This window comes from Paraburkholderia sp. FT54 (assembly GCF_031585635.1).
GTDB lineage: Bacteria > Pseudomonadota > Gammaproteobacteria > Burkholderiales > Burkholderiaceae > Paraburkholderia.
The window spans coordinates 170,102-185,764 of the sequence record NZ_CP134198.1 but is presented as its reverse complement, the minus strand read 5'-3'; the positions used below and the strand labels follow the sequence as shown (position 1 = coordinate 185,764).

The window sequence follows — 15,663 nt, the reverse complement described above, 5'->3', positions numbered from 1 at the left end:
GTGCTATTCGCTCAACCTAAAGGAGAATCGGAGACCATGAAATCTCCCGTCGCAATTTTGCTGATGGCCTTCGCACTGCAGGCGTGCAGCTCGGCGCCGAAGCCACCCGAGCCGACTGGTCAGTGGGTACCCGTCAATCAACCGTTGGCGCAGCAGTCGGCTCCTACGGAACCGAAGTGAGGAACAGGATGACATCGACTATCAGGCAATGGTTTGCGTCGGCAACGCCCGCGCGCAAACGTAAGGGACGCCCGGCAGAGTCGATCGCGGGAGCAGACGCGCCGGTGAGCGATGTTGAGTCGGGTGAGCGCGATGCGGTCAGCTGGTACCTGAAACAGGCACAGGCGTTCGAGAAGTCGAAGGTCGAAGCAGCCGAAGAAAAGGCCCGTATCGCGGACCGGCGCTCGGTGCTCTCGGGAGTTGTCGCTCTCGCCGCTGTTTTTGGCATGGGAGCTTTAGGACTCCTAAAGCGGCCGAACCCACCCGCCGTGCTGCGAGTGGACTCGTCGACCGGTAAGGTCGACGTGCTGCCGACAACAGCTAACGGACACGTTACGTTTTCGGAAAAGACCAATCGCGCGGATCTGCACCGTTACGTCGAACTGCGCGAGAGCTACGACTGGGAGACGATTTCGGACACGCACGCCGCGGTGATGTTCATGAGCGACGATCACGAGAAGGAAGCCTATGACGGGCTGGTGCGCGGCCCGGTGGGCCCGCTCAAGCTTCTGAAGGATCAGGCGCGGGTCATCGCACACGTCGGCTCGATCACGTTCGCACCCGCCGCGCAGGTGTTCTTCTCGCGTCAGCTGGTCCCGCTGAATCCGGCAGCGAAACGGCCGGATCCGACGTACTGGATTGCGACGGTCGCATTCGAGCGTGTGAACGTACCGGAAAAGCAGGATCAGCAGGATCTCAACGCGGACGGTTTTCGCTGCACGAGCTACGAGGTCACGCGAGACTGGACCCGGGCGCCCGCCGATGCCGGGGCTACGTCGGGGTCGGGGTCGGCGTCGGGCTCTGCGGCGGCCGGAGGTGGAGCATGAAAGGACGAACGATCCGGATGTCAGCAGGCGCAGCGGCCGTCGCACTAAGCTTCGCGTTGGTACCGATCCACGTGCGAGCGCTCGAAACGCCGCGCAGCTGCGGTTCAGACCCGCACATCCAGTGCGCGACCTACGATCCGGACCAGGCCTATCGTGTGGCGACCATGCCGGGGCGTGCGGTGATGATCCAGTTTGAGCCAGGCGAACACATCATCAACAGCGGCGAGGGCATTGGAGACGGCAAGGCCTGGCACGTGGCCATCAACGACAGTGGCGCGATGCTTAAACCGGGTGCGCCGCAGCCGGAAACCAATCTTCTGCTGGTCACCAACCGGCGCACCTATCCGCTCTCGCTTGTCGACGTGTCCGCCGCACAGCCCGCGACATGGATACTGCGTTTCGACTATCCGGACACGCGTGCCAAAGCGGCGAGCGCGCAGCTGCGCCGTGAGCAGGCGGTAAGCGCTGCGCTGGGCAGTCAACAGGGCAATGGGCCGGCCATTCCCGCATCGATCGTGAGCAGCGTGGGCGCTCCGAAATTCGCTCCTGTGGCGTTGGTTTCTGCGGCCAATATCCAGTACATGATGCGCGGCGATCGTGCACTCGCGCCGACCGCGTTGTGGGACGACGGCCGATTCACGTACTTCAAGTACTCAACCGCGCGTGATCTGCCGACGATCTTCACGAAGCTTCCCGACGGCGGCGAGGCGACGGCGAACTTCCATATGGAGGGCGATACGGTCGTCGTGCACGAAGTGTCGAAGTCGTTTGTCATCCGCTACGGTCAGTCAGTGCTGGGTATCCGCAACGACGGCTATTCGCCTGATGGTCAATACAACCGTGCGGGCTCGTCAGTACCGGGCAGCGCGCGCATCGCGCGTGACCATACCGATGCATCGACGAACTGATCAGGGAGCGAACAGGGTATGACTGAACGAAACGAAATGGAACATGCGGCGTCGACCGACGTCGGCCCGCAGCCTTCGCTCGACCTGCCGGGCCGTCGGAAAACGCGCGTGGGCAAGCTGCGTCTGGTGCTGGTCGCGCTCGCCGTTATTGCGCTGGGTGCATCGGGCGTCACGATCTATCTGCAGCGCCTGTTCCAGCAGCATCAGGACGCGAAACAGGCGGCGCTGACAAAACCGAAAGACAGCAGCGCGAGTGACGCCGGTGCGGATCTGGAGACGCAGAAGGAACGTATCAAACGCGCGGAAGATCAGGCCCGTGCAGCGTCGGAGGCCGCGACCGCCGCTGCCGGGAATTCCCACCTCGCGACGCCGGCCGGCGCGGCATCGCAGACGAACGGACAGGCGGTGGCCGTGAGCAACCAGCCGCGGCCGCTCACGCCGGCCGAGCGCCGCCTGCAGGGCAGCGTGCTCGTCGCGAGCGGCAACAACGATTCCGGCCAGAGCAAAGATGGTTCCGTGGCATCAAATGAAGCCACTGGCGACAGCGACAGTGGTAGCACTGGAGCCGTCGGCCACGATGCCAGTGGTCTGGCAGGTCTGGCGAAGTCGATGGGCATGTCAGCGCTGCGCGGCGGCAGTGCAGGCGGTGCGCCCAGCTCAACCAGCAAGGCGGACGCGGGCGACGGCAAGGGCTCCGCGATCGACCAGTCCTTGCAACCGTCAAAGCTGCAGCCGATGCAGGCATCGTTCCGGCCGAACCGACACTACCTGCTCAGTCGCAACACGATGATCCGCTGTGGCCAGTCGACGGCGATCCGTACCGATCGGCCGGGCCTGATCGGGTGCCCGATCGCGCAGGACGTGTGGTCCGACGATGGCACGACGCTGCTCGTTCGGAAGGGTGCAATGGCGAAGGGCGAGCAGCGCGATGCGGTGATCCAGGGGCAGGGCGTGATCGGCGCGATCTGGGACGAGATCGACGACGGCGACGTACACATTCCACTGAACTCGCCAGCTGCCGATCCGTTGGGTGCCGCCGGCATTCCGGCCTACGTTGACGAGCACTTCTGGCTGCGGTTCAAGGGCGCACTGATGGTGAGCCTGATCGGCGATTTCGGCCAGGCGCTGGCGAACAAGGCAACCGGGTCTGGCCAGCAAATCACGTTCTCCAACAGTTCGAACGCCACGCAGGATGTGGCTGCGGAGACGCTGCGTAACACCATCAACATCCCGCCGACAGCTTATTCGAACCAGGGCTCGGTAATCAATATCTTTGTGGCGCGCGACATTGACCTGACCGGCGTGTACGAGAACGTCGACTCGCAGGGCAACCCTGTTGGCCAGAACGGGCAGCAATGAGGAGCGGACCCATGAACCTGAAGATCACCTACCCGAACGACTTCCCGTTGCATGGTCTCGATCGCGACATGTTCGAGACGAAGCTGCGCGACGCCCTGCGTTTCTGTTTCTACGGCAACACGATCCGACAGCTGGCCGAGCGGATCGATGCACGGCGTGCGCGTGTGGTTCCTGATGCCTTGCCACTTCGGCAGATCGCCGACGAGCACGCGTTTGAGGATTGCATGACCCTCGACGGGTGCCGGATCGACGACATGTCAGCGCCGTTGCGGCGCACCCTGCTGCGTAACGTCGGGGCCCGTATCGGGCTGACGATTTCGGAATGGGGCGACAGCGCATTGCCGTCGCTCGATGAGCTAGTCAATCACGCGGTCGATCACGCAATGGAAACGCGCGCAACTAACCGTCAACCCGTCGAGATCCCGGCAATTTACGATCGCCAGGCGCCACGCACATCGCGCGTCCTGCTTGCAGCGGGGTTCTGCGCAGTGGCGATCGGCGGTGCGGCCTGGAAATTGACCCGGCCTGCCGCGCCTCTGAGCGCAACCGTGGTTTCCACGTCGCCGGCGCAAACGCTCCGCGAGCTTGCCAGCAGCGTGCCGGACGATCGACGCGCGTATCGCGTGTCAGTGCAGATCGAGCCGCAGGATTCGGGCACCACGCCTCGCTGAACCTACGCGGCACTTTGATGAACGGATGTGACCCTAATCCAGAAAGGACTACGAATGAGTGCAGTCGTAATCGATGTGATCGAGAAGGGCACGATCGCCCGCAGCTTCCTCAAGCAGATGGGCATCTCGAACTTCTTCGACGGTAGCCTCACCGAGGTCGCGATCAACCGTCCCGGTGAGATCTGGACAAAGGGCGGTGCCGGATGGCGACGACACGACGCGCCTGCCTGCTCGCTCGACGCGTGCTTCAAGCTCGCGAACGCCCTGACGGTGATGAAGGGCGGCAAGTTCTCGACGAAGGAGCCCATTCACCCGGTGGTGCTGCCCGATGGGCAACGCGGGCACGTTCTGATGCAGCCGGCCTGCGAGCAGGACACTATCTCGATCACCATCCGTATCCCGTCGAATGTGCGCTTTACAGCTGATGAGTATGAGACCAACGGATGGTTTGAGGGATATCGCGACGTCTCGCCGCGCCGCGACATGCCACCGGGGCTCGACCTGCAGCCGTTCGAGCTCGGGATGCTTGAGGCGCAGGGTCAGCGCAACGTCAGGCGCATGCTCGATCTGGCGGTGACCAACCGGTTGAACATTGCGCTCGCCGGCGGCACTGACTCAGGCAAGACGACACTGAACAAGGCGCTCTCCGACATCGTGCCGTCCGATGAGCGGATTGGCACGATCGAGGACACGCCGGAGCTATCGCTGCCGAATCACCCGAACCGCGTGCATATGTTCTTCAGCGACACGCTGCCGGCGAAGGAACTGGTGCGCTCCACCCTGCGCATGACGTTCGATCGTGTTTTTCTCGCCGAACTGCGAGGTGACGAAACATGGGACTACCTGACGCTGCTGAACACGGGCAAACCCGGCGGCATCACGACGGTGCATTGCAACGATGCACGTTCGGCCCATTCGCGCATCGCGACGCTAGTCAAGCAGAGCGCGGTCGGCCAGACGCTCGACTGGCAATTCATTATGGATCAGGTGCGGGTCACGGTGGATTTCGTCCTGTTCATGCGCAACAGGCGACTGGCCGAGATCTGGTACGACCCGATCGGCAAGGCGCAGCTGCTGGGTTGTGTCTCATGAGCGCCGATGCCGCGGCGCAGATGATCGAACAGATCGCGATCAGCCTGTGCGGTGCGCTCGCCGTGTTTCTGTCGCAGGACCGGCGTCCGCACTGGCGGCGCTGGGCCTGCATCTTCGGGCTGGCCGCACAGCCGTTCTGGTTCGACATGGCGTGGCGAGCGCATCAGTACGGCGTGCTCGCGGTGTGCTTTGTCTATGCGGCGTCGTGGGCGCGCGGTTTCACGGCGCACTGGCTCGTCCCCAGGGAGGACCGTGTATGAACTTCGCGATCAGCGATATCGAGGCGGCGATCGAGGGATGGCGCATGCGTTCGCCGTCGGACGAAGCATTTGCTGCCAGCACAGAGGTCCGCGCGCTGGCGCGGCTCTACGGCGCCGTGATCGTGCACGGCTGTAAGGGTATCACCGACGCGGGGCTGGACGACGCGCAGCGCGACGCCTTGCGGATCCTGTCCGCCGATCCACTCAGAGAGTTCCCGCAATGAAGGCAGATCTTCCGGTTCCCGCGATTGCCGATGCCGCGGACTCGCACGCTGACAGCCAGTGTAAATGGCGACCGTCCGGCGACTTTGCGCTGGTCCACCCGTCGGGCTGGACGATCGCGCGGTACTCAGTCTATGGCGAGTGGCACTACCTGTTGTGGGAGCCGATCAATCGCTGTACGGCGGACAACAGCAACCAGTTCCACGGACCCTTCGGTAACGTGCGCGACGCGATGCGCCTGCATCGCGACCTGAGCGCGCATCTGCAACAACATGAGATGGCCGCATGACAACGCATCTGAAATTCCAGGCCGCTATCGACGCGGCCGCGCACTGAGGACCGACCATGCCAAAGCCGCTTCGAATTTTGATCCCCGTCGTGGTCTTCCTGCTGATCCTGTGCGGCTTCGCGTTCCTCGGCCAGTTCGCCGGCGGCCAGCTTTTGGCGAAGATGCAGAAGCTGCCGGAGGGCAGCGCGGGCGTTTTCACGCTGTACGACTACTGGCATGCCTACGGCGACGTGCCTGCGGTGGTGCGCGCGCTCAAGGTGTGCACGCTGCTGTCGGTGGTCGTCACCGGCCTGCCAGTGGTCGTGATCACGATGGCGCTCGTGTCGGGCCGAAAGCGCCTCGCGCAGTTTGGCGAGGCCCGGTTCGCAACCCGTAACGACATTGTGAAAGCGGGCCTGCTGGAGAAGAAATAACCATGACGACCTCACAACATCTGTATCCGCCGTTCATTGTCGGCAAGTACAAGGGCGAATACCTGAAGTATTACGGCCAGGACTTCCTGATGACAGCTGCCGGCACCCGCTCCGGCAAGGGCACATCGCTCGTAATCCCGAATCTTCTCACCTATCCCGATTCCGTCGTGGTCGAGGACATCAAGGAAGAGAACTACCACTATACGTCCGGCTATCGGCGGGCATGCGGTCACGAAACCTATCTGTGGGCGCCGTTCTCGGAAGAAGGCCGCTCGCACGCGTACAACCCGCTCGAATACATCCAGCGCCGTGCGCCATACACGCGCGTGGGCGACGTGATGACGATCGGCGAACACCTGTATCCGTCCAACGTCGACGCACGTCTGAAGTACTGGAACGACAATGCCCGCAACCTGTTCATCGGTATCGTGCTGTATCTGCTGGAAACGCCCTCGCTGCCGTGCACGTTCGGCGAGGTGCTGCGACAGGCCTCCGGCAAGGGCAGGGCGATCCGTGAACACATCTCGTCGATCGTCAGCACGCGCGCCGATGCAGCTCACGCGACTGACGGGCTGCCGGCGCTCACGTTCGAATGTCTCGACGCGCTGAACCGCTTTCTGTCGCAGTCGAAGGAAGCCTTCGCGAACATCGTATCGACGATGACCGCGCCGCTGAACGTCTTCAGCAATCCGGTTGTCGACGCGGCAACCAGCCGCTCGGACTTCGATCTGGCGGATGTGCGCAAAAAGCGCATGTCGATCTACGTGGGCATCAAGCCGGGCGACCTGAAGGCCGGCGCGCTGCTGGTCAATCTTTTTTTCTCGCAGCTGATCGACCTGAACACGCGCGAGCTCCCTGCCGAGAATCCTGCACTTAAATACCAGTGTGCGCTCGTGCTGGACGAGTTTGCAGCGCCCGGCAAGATTGACATCATCGATACGGCCAACCCGTTCATTGCTGGCTACAACCTCCGGCTGATGCTGATCTTTCAGGGCATGTCCCAGATCGAGGATCCGAAGCTGTACGGCAAGCACGGCGCCGAAACGCTCGCCATCAACTGCAAGATGCGCAGCCTGTATGCGCCGCGTACGGTCAAGGAATCGGAAGAGTACTCGAAGATGCTGGGGACCTTCACGTACATGGCTCGCTCGCGCAACCGCAGTCGCGGGCGGAGTTCGTCGACGAGCACCAATGAGTCGGAGCACGGCAGGGCACTGATGATGCCGCAGGAGCTGCGGGCGCTAAAGCACAACAAACAGATCATCACGATGGAGGGGTGCGAGCCGATCCTGTGCGAGAAGGCGTTTTTCTATGAAGACGCCGAACTCGTCGACCGGCTCGTGAGGCAAAGCCCCTACCTGCAGGGGGTGATGGCGAAGCTGGAGAAGACCAACCGCCGTCGCGCCTGGTTCGGTTTCGGTCCGAAGTTTCCCAATGAAGTACAGATGAAACACGCCGCGTTCGTCGCGCGCGAGCTGTGCGCACCCGTGCCAAAGATCGACGTCGAGCAGTGGTGGCAGGCACAGAACGCGGCCCGACGTGCGCAGCAGGCAGCGGCGGTCGCAGACGCCGCCAGACAGTCGGCCGGTCACGTGCGTGACGTCCGGGAGCACGAAATCGGAGTGCTCGCGCCTGTCCACCTGGCCAACCGTAACAGCATCCGCGCATCGCTGTTCCAGTTGATGCCTTATCTGCAAGAAGTCCTGCCGGACGCGGCGGCCGCCGTGTCGGCGCAAAACGCAGTACCTCAATCACAGCCTCAACCGCAAGGAGTGACCGTATGAACGAGATCGAATTTCCCGCCGACCGGATCGACTACCGCGAACGCGACGCGGCCAATGCCGACGATGCGTCGACCATCCGCGCGCGCGTCACGCCGCCGGCGAACGAGCCGGACGCGGGCGCCGTGCCCGGCACCCCGGAAACGCCGGTCGATGACGCAACCGGAGAGCGCCTGAAGAAGATCCGCGCGGCCGATCGGGAGAAGGTCGAGAAACTGCTCAAGCGCGACCCGTCGACGAACACAGCGTCCAGCACAGCGACCGACGAGGCGGTGAAGCCGGCCGCCGGCACCGGCAAACCGCTCGGGAAGAAGGGCGAGCAGCCGGAGAACACCATCCGCCCGAAGCCGGTTTTCGAGAAGACCGGCTATGACGTGCCGAAGTCGGTCACTAACCGGTACGTGGCGCATGAGGGCAAGTTTCTCGATCGCAAAAGCGAGACGGTGCACTTCGAGGACAAGGGCCGCTCGCTGTCGACGGCCAGCGAGGACCGCGACGTGATCGCGCACATGGTCGAAGTCGCGAAGGCAAAGAACTGGGGTGAGCTGCAGCTTAAGGGCAGCGAAGAGTTCCGTCGGCAGGCTTGGATCGCGACCGAACTCGCCGGTGTACCGACGCGTGGCTTCAAGCCTGGTGCGCAGGATCGGGCGGCACTGACCGCTGCGCGCGAGGCGATGCGCATCGGGGCCGGTGACAAATCCAATGACACGGACAAGGCGCGCACGAATGAAATGGAGGCAACAGATGCAGCGGGGCAAAAGCAACCCGCAGCGCCGGGGTCGGCGAAAACGGCCACAACAGGGCGTGAAAACGCCGCGCCCGGAGGCAACCCGACGACCGCCACGCAACAGTCTGCAGCTGCGCCGGCGACTCCCGTTCAGGGCACGCCAACGCCGGCCGGTGTCACGGCGGGGGTGCTGGTGGCGCACGGTCCCGCCCCGTTCAACCACGATGAAAAGCAGAACGACAGCTACTACGCGACCGTGCGGACAGAGGACGGCGAGCGCACCGTCTGGGGGCTGGACCTCGAGCGCGCGATCGGCGAGAGCGGTGTGCAGCCCGGTCAGCGGATCGAGCTGGAAAAGGGCGGCAGCAAGACGGTAACGGCGCAGCAGCGCCAGTTCGACGAGAAGGGTACCGAGCTCGCTCCAAAGTCAGTCGAGAGCCGGCGCAACGAGTGGCTGGTGTTCTCTCCCGATGTGCCGGGTCTGGCCACGCGCGAGCAGCGAGAAGCGTTGGCCAGCGCGCGGCGCGAAGCTGATGAGCGCCGACAGATCAATGAGGCGCGTGAGCGGTTCCTGAGCGGAGACTGGAAATACTCAAAGGAACAGCAGAAGACACTCGATGAAGCACGCGAGCGCATCAAGGCGCAGGCCGCGCGCGAGGTGCTGCGTGACGAGATCAAGGGTCTGCCGGAGCAGCAGCAGGAGAAGCTGATGGGGGAGTTCGAAAGCGCCGTGGCTGAGGCGCGCGCAACTAACCGGCCACTGGACGTGCCCATGCCTCAGGTAAGCGAAGCAACGATCGCGGCCGTGCGCGAGCAGATCGAGCGGGAGCAGCGAGGCCAGGCTCACGCAGCACAGCAGGGCACCCAACCGGCGACGCCGGAGCGCGGACAGGACCCGCAGTCGCAGACCGCCGAACACGACGGGCCGACGCTCGAAATGGAACCATAAAGCGGCGCAGAACAACGGGCGGCCGCGATCGCCTCGCGACCGTGATCGTCGAATCGAACAACAGGAGCAAACCATCATGAAGATCGCCGTAATCAATTTCTCCGGCAACGTTGGCAAGAGCACCATTGCACATCACCTTCTCGCGCCACGGCTGGAAGATGCTCAGGTGATTCCGGTCGAGTCGATCAACTCAGACGACAGCGAAAAAGGATCGGCGATGCGTGGGAAGGAGTTTGGAGAACTGCAGGACAAACTCATGACCTTGCGGCATGCCGTGGTCGATATCGGGGCATCGAACGTCGAAGACTTTGTCTCGCTGATGCGTGACTATCACGGTTCTCATGAAGACTTCGATGCCTTCGTGGTACCGACCGTTCCTGCGCTTAAACAACAGGTCGACACAATTTCGACATTGCGCGCACTCACCGGAGAAATCGGTGTGCCGGCAAACCGCATTCGCATCGTGTTTAACACGGTCAACCCGAAAGACGACGTGTCAAAGACTTTCTCAAAAATTTTTGACTACTACGCGGGAAACCGCAATTTTGTCTTGAATCGCGATGCAGTGATGTATGAGAACCCTATCTACGAAAAGATCAAGGCTTTCGATCGCTCCATCATCGATATTCGCAACGATCCGACCGACTATGTCGCGATGAACGCCGAAGCAATGGAGAGCGGGGAGCCCGAGGAACATCTTGCACAGATTCGCCAACTGGTTGCAATCAAACGTCTGGCCACGCGGGTCACCACCGAACTGGACGCAGTCTTCAAACTCGTGGTGCACTGATGGGCGCTTCGGACGATTCGATCCGCGAGGAACTGATCGGCGCAGTACTGGGTGAGCTATCGATGCTGCGACGGGACGTGAAGGGTCTGTCCCAGCTGCTCGATACCACGGGCAAGCAGTTCAAGGACGACGGTGAACTTACGCTGCTGCGCTTCACGTCCCGCTACGAGCAGTTCCTCAACCAGTTCGCAGCATCGAGCACCGATGTGCTGGCCGAAGCGGGGCGGTTTTCGGAGGCCCGCGATCAACTGCTAGGCGAGATCTCGCTCAGGCAATACGACGAAGCCAACGGACGAAGCCGCGATCTGCTGCGAGATATCTTGCGCGAAGAGCGCGGCCGCGGCCGTGGCATCGGCAGAATCGAACTGGCCGCATGGACCGTGATCGCCATGCTTGGCTCGGCGGCGCTCACGGTAGGAGCCCTCGCGGTGCTGCGCCTTCTGACCACCTGACAGGGGAACTCATGAAACGAATGATCGCAATATTGATCTGCAGCGCGGTCGCCACCCAGACGGTGGCGCTGGCCGACGACGACAACCCGTCCGCCTGCGGTGCCGTCCTGTGTCTCGCCGGCTTGATCGCCGATGGAAGTGCCGGCGGGGACTGCAATAATTATATGACGGGTTACTTTTCCATCGTGAAATTTCGCCACGGTCACTTCGATGAGACAGGCACGTCGAATGCCCGTAGCGATTTCACGAACCAGTGCCAGAGCGCTGGACCGGATACGAAGAAAGGTGTGAACGACCGGTACGGAAACGTTCAATCTGGTCCGTGACGCGTAGCCGCTCTCTCAGATCCTGACAATATCTTGCCCTCGGAAGTCAGGACTTTTTTACGGTGCGGGCTACGTCCCGCAGTCGACAGCACGCGATAGCAGGCTTCCGGGTTCGGCCATGACCGGCCGGTCGGCGTAGTCGTGCAGATCGTTGCCAACCGCCGCGCATGATTGCCGACGCCCAGCCGCTATCACTGAAGGTTAGACTGGCATCGCTCAGAGTGGATTCCGGAAGAAATGGGGCTGGTGCTTCCCCGCCATTTCAGTGAATCCAATGGAAACGCGGAAAATCGGCCGCTCAATGCAGAGTGGACCATCATGCGTCCGTGCCGCTGGGGCCTGTGCGGGGGGCGGCAATCGCCGCCAGAACTACAAGCAGGTCAGCAGGCTTTACAAAATGGTGGTCAAAGCCGGACTTGATTGACTCGGCCTGCTCAGAGGGCGATGACAGTGCGGTAATCGCGACCAGCAAGGGAAACGGTTTGGATTGTTGGCGTCGAATCTCCCTTGCCACCGTCCGCCCATCCATAGCGGGCATCTGAATATCGAGAACCACAACGGCTGGGCGCCATGCATGGTATTCCGCAAGCGCACCCGCTCCGTCTCTCGCGGTCCGGATGTCGTAACCGCGATCGGCGAAAAACAACACGTAGGCGGCCAATATGTTCGGGTCATCGTCGGCTATGAGCAGGCGCGCGGCGTTTGGGTTGGCCATTGACTTCTCCGATTGCTATGTGAGTCGCAATTCATGAGCCCGAGCAAATGGCGCAGAGTTTGCTTTTATTTAGCAAGACATTCCGCAAAAATAACTCGTACGGGATCTTTCCCGTCCCACAAGGGGTACACATGCGATTAGCAAACTTTATCCTCGAACACATGGAAGCCATTGTGGCTCGATGGGAGGCGTTTGCCAGCACACTCTCACCGGCAGCGACAGACATGAGGCCGCTAGCCTTGCGGGACCACGCCCAACAAATTCTGGAGGCCGTGGCAAAGGATATTTCCACGCCCCAAACCAGGACGGACCAGATTGAAAGATCCGAGGGGCACATGCCTGCGCCTCCTGGGGCTCCAGAGACAGCCGCACAAACGCACGCCCTTCTGCGTGCGCGAAGTGGTTTTGACATCAATCAACTGACGGCCGAATACCGCGCGCTGCGCTCCAGCGTACTTCGACTGTGGATCGAGGAAGGTGGGCCCGACGAGCATCAAGTCGAGGACATCGTCCGTTTCAATGAGGGCATCGACCAGGCCATCGCTGAGTCGGTAGGCTTTTTTAGTGCGCAGACGGATCTGGCTCGCAATTTGTTCCTTGGGATGCTGGGGCACGACATGCGCAGTCCCCTCCAGACGGTCCGGATAACAGCGACTTATCTGGCGGCGTTGAATGCCGGTGAAAAAGTATCGGTCGCAGCGTCTCGATTGATCAGAAGCGGCGCTCGCATGCAGGCGCTGCTTGACGATATGGCGGATTTCAATCGAACCAAGCTAGGCTTGAGCATCAATATCGCGCCGACCGATATTGACCTGGCTTAGATTTTTGCCGACGAGATTGACCAGTTGCGGGCAGCGTATCCGGACCGTCAGGTTGATCTGGACGTGGCAGATGAGTGCACGGGTGTTTGGGACGGCCGGCGTTTGCAGCAGTTGCTTGGCAATCTGGTTCTGAATGCGATTAAGTACGGAGCGGATGACCGGCCGGTGGCTGTAACGGTAACCGACGAGGGTTCGGATATCCGGCTGGAGGTGAAAAACAATGGAGCTGCCATTGAGTGCTCGGCCCTTGAGCGCATCTTTGATCCGCTCCAGCGTGGCCCGCAAAATAAAGGCGGCAATGCCGACGGCAGTCTGGGGCTCGGGCTGTATATCGCCCGCGAGATTGCCAAGGCCCACGGGGGCGAGGTTAACGTGCGGTCGGACGAGACAGAAACAGTGTTCTCTGTGCGCCTGCCCCGTCACAAATAGCACTTGTGATGCCGTACGCGCAGATCAATTCCAGCGCGGATGCCGGATGGGCGCAGTCGGTGAACACCATTGACTGCTCCGGGTCGATGTTGTTGAAAAAGTCGCAGTCGGTCTCTCGTGTGCAGGTTTCGGGGGTCTTCGTACCCTTGACCGATGGTCGCGCGCGGCTTGTAGGTCGATCTGAGAGGTCGATTTTTGCGCGAGCGAACGGAAAAAATCACGAAGCGACTTTTTCAAATGTGAGGGACTTCCCCAACCTGAGGCGACGTTGAAGTCGCACGGCATCGAGTGCCAGGATTGAGGTGTCAGCCATCAATCTGAACAGGAGGGGAAGTCATGGACCAGCTTACTACCGTCGGAATCGACCTGGCAAAGGATGTGTTCGCGATCTGCGTGCTCGACGTCACGGGCGCGGTGCTGCAGCGACGCGTGCTGCGACGCGAGGCGTTCATCCGATGGGCTGAACAGCTATCCCCGTGCCGCGTCGCGATGGAGGCCTGTGGTTCATCCCATCACTGGGGGCGCTGGTTCGCCGCGCGTGGTCACACGGCCCGGCTTATTCCAGCCGAGTTCGTCAAGCCGTTCAGGCCCGGTGGCAAGAATGATGCGGCCGATGCTGAGGCCATCGCCGTTGCGGCGCGGCAGCCGACGATGCGTTTTGTAGCGATCAAATCCGTCGAGCAGCAGGCGATCCTGGCCTGGCATAGCGTGCGTAATGGCTGGCAGGAGGAACGGACAGCATTGCTGAACCGCACGCGCGGGCTGCTGGCAGAATTCGGTGTGGTAATTGCTCGTTCTGCGGACCGTTTTTTCAGCGCGTTGCCGATCCTGATCGAAGACACCAGGCTGCCTGACCCGGTGCGTGCGATGCTGCTGGAGGTGCGCGAACAGCTGGCCGCGCTAAACCTGCGGCTCGCCCGCTGCGACCAGCAGATCGCCGCTCACGCCAGAAGCAGTGACGTTGCAAGACGCGCCAGCGAACTGCTCGGCGTCGGTCCGGTGACCTCAAGCGCGCTGGCCGCCACGGTGCCCGACGCGAAGGTCTTCAGAAATGGCAGACAGTTCGGTGCCTGGCTTGGCCTGACGCCTCGCCAGCACAGCTCGGGCGGCAGGACACGGCTCGGACATATCAGCCTGCGCGGCAATGTCTATCTGCGCACTCTGCTCGTTCAGGGTGCCCGAAGTACGTTGCAGTCGGCGCTGCGTGCCGATCCCACGCACGCAAGCCGCCTGCAACGATGGATCAGGCAACTCCATGAACGCAAGGGCTATCACAAAACGCTGATTGCGATTGCAAACAAGCATGCCCGAATGCTATGGGCGATGCTCGCCAGGGACGAACGCTACGATGCCGATGCCTGGCAACGCCACCCGATGCATCCGCCGTTACCGCCCGCTACCACCTGACCTGATTTCAGCATAACTCAACTACTGCTCGACGCGATAGCAAGACGAGGTCGGACCGAACAGGAGAAGAACCCGAGGATGCTGTTGGCGAGTCGCTACCGCATGAGGCTTACTGCCTCATGCCTGTTCGCCGGTTTTCAAATGGGGTTCTCCTGGGCGGCTCATATCATGGCCGCCCGATACGTTTCGGGCAACAAGGCCGTTTGCAAAGACGCAGTCTGTTCCTGGTATTGCTTCGACGCGACAGCAGCAGCCGATTTGAGGAAAATGAAATGACTACGCCAACCGGCCCACCTGCATGTGCGCGTCAAGTGTCTGCAAGCGTCAAAAAAATCGAACCCCGATCTTGACTCTCGGGCGAAGTCCTTGCAAACAACATCCGTCGACTGCGGTCTGACACGCGATGCACGGCCTACGAGTTCACGTGTGCGGGACATCGGGCAGGGTTCGGCCAACAAGCGAGATTCGCCTACGCCACCGTCTGGACATTCGCGCGACCGCTTCGCGCGCATCAAGCGGCCGTTGAACCAGCGGCGACGCGAGTCTCCGAACAAAACCAATCGCCTCAACGATATCGGCGATTGAAGCCTCGTAATTGAGGCTGCACCGAAACTACGTATATAAGCGCCGCCGACGCTTGGTTAGCGAAGTAAAGCAGCCACTTCCTTGCAACCGCCGCCCATATATGCCGCGCTCAAGCCAAACTGATTCCTAGTCGTGTGATCTGCACCACTATACAACAGCAGTTTAACTATTTGGGGCTTGCAGGCCTCTGCAGCGGTCATGAGAGGCGTATCGCCGGTCGCACTTTTCGCATTCACGTCGACGCGGCGCTTAACCAAATATCGAACGAAGGCAGAACTTGAATACTTTGCAGCATCGAACAAAATCGTCTTTCCGCTCGAATCCCGACGGGTGATGTCTGCTCCGCGGTCTATTAGCAACCGTGCGACGGGTTCATGTCGCTCCCGTATGCTGAATGATAGAACGGAACTTTCTGTCCAAG

The 15,663-nt window shown here is 61.5% G+C and carries 17 protein-coding genes and 2 pseudogenes; 16 read left to right on the top strand and 3 right to left on the bottom strand.

Annotated features, from left to right (window positions below; all coding sequences use genetic code 11):
• Positions 1–188 precede the first annotated feature (188 nt).
• From RI103_RS37890 to RI103_RS37825, 14 genes are all read left to right on the top strand, one after another.
• Entirely contained in the window at positions 189–1,046 is an 858-nt protein-coding gene (locus tag RI103_RS37890; RefSeq protein ID WP_310819718.1) for a type IV secretion system protein, read from the top strand.
• Positions 1,047–1,063: 17 nt separating this feature from the next.
• On the top strand, positions 1,064–1,954 hold the full coding sequence (locus RI103_RS37885) for a TrbG/VirB9 family P-type conjugative transfer protein (protein WP_310819777.1): 891 nt from the start codon (positions 1,064–1,066) through the stop codon (positions 1,952–1,954).
• 126 nt (positions 1,955–2,080) lie between these two features.
• Complete coding sequence (locus RI103_RS37880) at positions 2,081–3,313, top strand: TrbI/VirB10 family protein (RefSeq protein WP_310819717.1); 1,233 nt, start codon at positions 2,081–2,083, stop codon at positions 3,311–3,313.
• Positions 3,314–3,324: 11 nt separating this feature from the next.
• Positions 3,325–3,984: a hypothetical protein gene (locus RI103_RS37875; RefSeq protein ID WP_310819716.1), complete on the top strand. Its 660-nt coding sequence runs from the start codon at positions 3,325–3,327 to the stop codon at positions 3,982–3,984.
• A 54-nt stretch (positions 3,985–4,038) separates the two neighbouring features.
• Positions 4,039–5,076 carry a P-type DNA transfer ATPase VirB11 gene (virB11, locus tag RI103_RS37870; RefSeq protein WP_310819715.1) on the top strand — a complete coding sequence of 346 codons (1,038 nt, stop codon included), beginning with the start codon at positions 4,039–4,041 and terminating at the stop codon, positions 5,074–5,076.
• Positions 5,073–5,336 (top strand): hypothetical protein, encoded by a 264-nt coding sequence (locus RI103_RS37865; RefSeq protein ID WP_310819713.1) that lies wholly within the window; start codon positions 5,073–5,075, stop codon positions 5,334–5,336. The genes virB11 and RI103_RS37865 overlap by 4 nt, the downstream gene beginning before the upstream one ends.
• The gene (locus tag RI103_RS37860; RefSeq protein WP_310819712.1) at positions 5,333–5,560 is read left to right on the top strand and encodes a DUF3717 domain-containing protein; all 228 of its coding nucleotides are present in this window, start codon (positions 5,333–5,335) and stop codon (positions 5,558–5,560) included. Before RI103_RS37865 ends, RI103_RS37860 begins: the two co-directional genes overlap by 4 nt.
• A complete protein-coding gene (locus RI103_RS37855) occupies positions 5,557–5,847 on the top strand; it encodes a hypothetical protein (RefSeq protein WP_310819711.1) in 291 nt (96 codons plus the stop codon). Before RI103_RS37860 ends, RI103_RS37855 begins: the two co-directional genes overlap by 4 nt.
• An 89-nt stretch (positions 5,848–5,936) precedes the next feature.
• Positions 5,937–6,260: a hypothetical protein gene (locus RI103_RS37850; protein ID WP_310819710.1), complete on the top strand. Its 324-nt coding sequence runs from the start codon at positions 5,937–5,939 to the stop codon at positions 6,258–6,260.
• Between the two features lie 2 nt (positions 6,261–6,262).
• The gene (locus RI103_RS37845) at positions 6,263–8,044 is read left to right on the top strand and encodes a type IV secretory system conjugative DNA transfer family protein (protein ID WP_310819709.1); all 1,782 of its coding nucleotides are present in this window, start codon (positions 6,263–6,265) and stop codon (positions 8,042–8,044) included.
• Positions 8,041–9,717, top strand: coding sequence for an LPD7 domain-containing protein (locus RI103_RS37840; RefSeq protein ID WP_310819708.1), 1,677 nt, complete (start codon positions 8,041–8,043; stop codon positions 9,715–9,717). The genes RI103_RS37845 and RI103_RS37840 overlap by 4 nt, the downstream gene beginning before the upstream one ends.
• A 76-nt stretch (positions 9,718–9,793) precedes the next feature.
• Positions 9,794–10,507: a StbB family protein gene (stbB, locus tag RI103_RS37835; protein WP_310819707.1), complete on the top strand. Its 714-nt coding sequence runs from the start codon at positions 9,794–9,796 to the stop codon at positions 10,505–10,507.
• Positions 10,507–10,959, top strand: a complete 453-nt coding sequence (locus RI103_RS37830; RefSeq protein WP_310819706.1) for a hypothetical protein — start codon at positions 10,507–10,509, stop codon at positions 10,957–10,959. Before stbB ends, RI103_RS37830 begins: the two co-directional genes overlap by 1 nt.
• An 11-nt stretch (positions 10,960–10,970) precedes the next feature.
• A complete protein-coding gene (locus RI103_RS37825) occupies positions 10,971–11,285 on the top strand; it encodes a TrbM/KikA/MpfK family conjugal transfer protein (protein WP_310819705.1) in 315 nt (104 codons plus the stop codon).
• Between the two features lie 316 nt (positions 11,286–11,601).
• Here the strand turns inward: RI103_RS37825 and RI103_RS37820 are convergent, their stop codons facing one another.
• Positions 11,602–12,000, bottom strand: coding sequence for a response regulator (locus RI103_RS37820; protein WP_310819704.1), 399 nt, complete (start codon positions 11,998–12,000; stop codon positions 11,602–11,604).
• A gap of 131 nt (positions 12,001–12,131) precedes the next feature.
• Here RI103_RS37820 and RI103_RS37815 point away from each other — a divergent pair.
• Both RI103_RS37815 and RI103_RS37810 read left to right on the top strand, forming a co-directional pair.
• A pseudogene (locus tag RI103_RS37815) lies at positions 12,132–13,250 on the top strand (ATP-binding protein).
• A 336-nt stretch (positions 13,251–13,586) separates the two neighbouring features.
• Entirely contained in the window at positions 13,587–14,657 is a 1,071-nt protein-coding gene (locus tag RI103_RS37810; protein WP_310819466.1) for an IS110 family transposase, read from the top strand.
• Between the two features lie 641 nt (positions 14,658–15,298).
• On the opposite strand, the gene RI103_RS39875 is transcribed toward RI103_RS37810, so the two are convergent.
• Positions 15,299–15,442: a hypothetical protein gene (locus RI103_RS39875; RefSeq protein WP_409077097.1), complete on the bottom strand. Its 144-nt coding sequence runs from the start codon at positions 15,440–15,442 to the stop codon at positions 15,299–15,301.
• Positions 15,425–15,634 (bottom strand): annotated as a pseudogene (locus RI103_RS39870) (ankyrin repeat domain-containing protein); the annotation flags it as partial. The pseudogene RI103_RS39870 and the gene RI103_RS39875, both read right to left, overlap by 18 nt.
• Positions 15,635–15,663 lie beyond the last annotated feature (29 nt).

Bases quoted from the DNA above. Each gene is read 5' to 3' on its own strand.
- RI103_RS37890 (WP_310819718.1), top strand. From the start codon at position 189: ATGACATCGACTATCAGGCAATGGTTTGCGTCGGCAACGCCCGCGCGC.
- RI103_RS37885 (WP_310819777.1), top strand. From the start codon at position 1,064: ATGTCAGCAGGCGCAGCGGCCGTCGCACTAAGCTTCGCGTTGGTACCG.
- RI103_RS37875 (WP_310819716.1), top strand. From the start codon at position 3,325: ATGAACCTGAAGATCACCTACCCGAACGACTTCCCGTTGCATGGTCTC.
- virB11 (WP_310819715.1), top strand. From the start codon at position 4,039: ATGAGTGCAGTCGTAATCGATGTGATCGAGAAGGGCACGATCGCCCGC.
- RI103_RS37865 (WP_310819713.1), top strand. From the start codon at position 5,073: ATGAGCGCCGATGCCGCGGCGCAGATGATCGAACAGATCGCGATCAGC.
- RI103_RS37860 (WP_310819712.1), top strand. From the start codon at position 5,333: ATGAACTTCGCGATCAGCGATATCGAGGCGGCGATCGAGGGATGGCGC.
- RI103_RS37855 (WP_310819711.1), top strand. From the start codon at position 5,557: ATGAAGGCAGATCTTCCGGTTCCCGCGATTGCCGATGCCGCGGACTCG.
- RI103_RS37845 (WP_310819709.1), top strand. From the start codon at position 6,263: ATGACGACCTCACAACATCTGTATCCGCCGTTCATTGTCGGCAAGTAC.
- RI103_RS37840 (WP_310819708.1), top strand. From the start codon at position 8,041: ATGAACGAGATCGAATTTCCCGCCGACCGGATCGACTACCGCGAACGC.
- stbB (WP_310819707.1), top strand. From the start codon at position 9,794: ATGAAGATCGCCGTAATCAATTTCTCCGGCAACGTTGGCAAGAGCACC.
- RI103_RS37830 (WP_310819706.1), top strand. From the start codon at position 10,507: ATGGGCGCTTCGGACGATTCGATCCGCGAGGAACTGATCGGCGCAGTA.
- RI103_RS37825 (WP_310819705.1), top strand. From the start codon at position 10,971: ATGAAACGAATGATCGCAATATTGATCTGCAGCGCGGTCGCCACCCAG.
- RI103_RS37820 (WP_310819704.1), bottom strand. From the start codon at position 12,000: ATGGCCAACCCAAACGCCGCGCGCCTGCTCATAGCCGACGATGACCCG.
- RI103_RS37810 (WP_310819466.1), top strand. From the start codon at position 13,587: ATGGACCAGCTTACTACCGTCGGAATCGACCTGGCAAAGGATGTGTTC.
- RI103_RS39875 (WP_409077097.1), bottom strand. From the start codon at position 15,442: ATGACCGCTGCAGAGGCCTGCAAGCCCCAAATAGTTAAACTGCTGTTG.